Below are 2,085 nucleotides of genomic sequence, written 5' to 3' on the forward strand. Positions count from 1 at the left end.
GTGTGACGGACATCATGGGCGAGATCTCGGCGGCGTCCGAAGAGCAGTCCAGCGGCATCGACCAGGTCAATCGGGCCGTGTCGCAGATGGACGAAGTGACGCAGCAGAATGCGGCGCTGGTGGAAGAAGCGGCGGCCGCTGCGGGTTCCTTGCAGGAACAGGCTGAACGCCTGGCCCAGGCCGTGGCGGTGTTCAAAGTCAACGCCGGTGAAGTGATTGAAGTGCCGGCACGCCAGTTGGCGCAGCAGCGCCCAGCGGCGCGTGTCGCCGCGCGCGTGTCGTCGCCGGCCGCGGCGTCCGACACGTCTGCCTCCGAGGCAGCGGCGGCCAAGCCGTCGCCCGCCGTCCGTCTGACGCACGCGGCTCGTACCAAGCCGGCTGCGGCGGAGGGCGCCACGGCAGCGCGTCCGCTGCGCCGTCCGGCACCGCGCGCGGCAACGACCGCCAACGACGCCAAGCCGGCACCGGCGGCAAGCCGCCGGCAGGCACCGTCGGACGACAATTGGGAATCTTTCTGATACCGGCGTTGCCGGTGAATGGGTAGGGTATGCGAGGCTATATACATCTTCTGGCGGCAGCCGCCATCGCGGTACTGCTGGCAGGCTGCGCGGCAACGGGGCATAACTTCGACCCGGGCAAGTTGTCGACCCTGACGCCTGGCCAGACGACGCTGGAAGACGCCTCGCGCGCGCTGACCGCGCCGCCCGACAAGCTATACAAGCAGACCGACGGCACGCTCCTGGCCCTTTGGTCCTTCAAGATCACGTTTGTCACCGACGGCCTGTACAGCCGCAAGGAAGCTTTGCTGCAATTCGGCCCGGACGGCCGTTTGATGCGGCTGGTCGACAGCACCAATATTCTGCTGGAACCCTGGGAACGGCAAAAACTGCTGGGGCCCGCGCCCGCGCCTGATGTGAATCAGGCCTGGACGACGGCACCCTCGGCCGAACCCGAGGTGCAAACCATCTACATACCCGGCCCGGGCGAACCGGCCGGTTTGGCGCCCGCAAGCAAATAACGCTTGCTGTCGTCCGGCAGAGAGCATTGCGGCGCAAGCCGCAATGACCGTCGCCCTGAATGTACACCCCATGTAACAGGGCGTGTCGGCAGGGTGGTTTTTCATTTGGTCTGAGCAGTTCCTGAGGGATGGGGAAAAAATATGGAAGCGAGTCTCGAATCCGGCGCGAAGGCCGGCAAAGGCGGCAAAAAAAAGGCTGCGCGCGCGCCTAAGGTGAAACGCAAGCTCCGCTTGCGCGATGCCCGCGTCGGTACGATGCTGCTGTGGGTCATGGCGTTCTTCGCGATATTGATCGCGGCGGTAGGCGGCCTGGCCGCATTTTTCCTGCAGCACAATTACGAGTCCATCCGCGAAGTCAACGCGCTGACCGAGCGCGCCAAGCAAGTGGAAGTCATCAACAGCGACATGCTGCGTGCCCGCGTGAGCCTGATGGTGGCTGCACGCCACCTGCAGGAATCCGGCTGGGGCAGCGGCGAGAACTCGGCCCGCGACGCGGCGGCGGCCCTCAAGGGCGCCACCGATCTGCTGACCGGCGTGCGCGCCCGGTTCGCGGACTTCCAGAAGAACATGCTGCAGGACGACACGGGCCGCCAGCTGTCGATGAACCTGGTCCGCCGCTATCGCTCGTACATCGATGACGGCGTGGACACGATGGTGGAAGCCCTGCGTAGCGAAGACTATTCGACGTTCTACATGGTGAACAACGAATACGGTACGCCGCGCAGCGCCGCCTTCATCGAAGCGTTGAGCGATTTCGGCAAGTACATCGGCGGCCAGCAACAAGCCACGATTGAACAGGCCGAGGCGAACTTCAATCGCGCGATGGTGGCGGTGGCCGTGGCCGTGGGCCTGGCGCTGCTGCTGATGGTGTTCTGCCGCATCTTGTTCGGCCGTCTGGTGGTGCGTCCGCTGGTGGAAGCCGGCCAGCATTTCGACAAGATCGCCGCAGGCGACCTGACCAGCCGCGTCGAGGTCCGCTCGCACAATGAAATCGGCCAGTTGATGGCGGCGGTCAAGCGCATGCAGGAAAGCCTGACGCGCACGGTGTCGACGGTGCGCCGCGGCGT

General features: G+C 65.3%; 2 protein-coding genes and 1 pseudogene. All 3 read left to right on the top strand.

Features of this window, described 5'->3' with window-relative positions:
• A pseudogene (locus CQ050_RS30605) lies at positions 1 to 518 on the top strand (methyl-accepting chemotaxis protein); the annotation flags it as partial.
• A 29-nt stretch (positions 519 to 547) separates the two neighbouring features.
• Positions 548 to 1,018, top strand: coding sequence for a hypothetical protein (locus CQ050_RS30610; protein WP_105560571.1), 471 nt, complete (start codon positions 548 to 550; stop codon positions 1,016 to 1,018).
• 141 nt (positions 1,019 to 1,159) lie between these two features.
• On the top strand, positions 1,160 to 2,085 hold a 926-nt coding region (locus CQ050_RS30615), incomplete at its 3' end, for a Tar ligand binding domain-containing protein (RefSeq protein ID WP_146121083.1).

This window comes from Achromobacter sp. MYb9 (genome assembly GCF_002975275.1).
Classification (GTDB): domain Bacteria; phylum Pseudomonadota; class Gammaproteobacteria; order Burkholderiales; family Burkholderiaceae_B; genus Achromobacter.

Coding starts and splice junctions, on each gene's coding strand:
- CQ050_RS30610 (WP_105560571.1), top strand. CDS start 548: ATGCGAGGCTATATACATCTTCTGGCGGCAGCCGCCATCGCGGTACTG.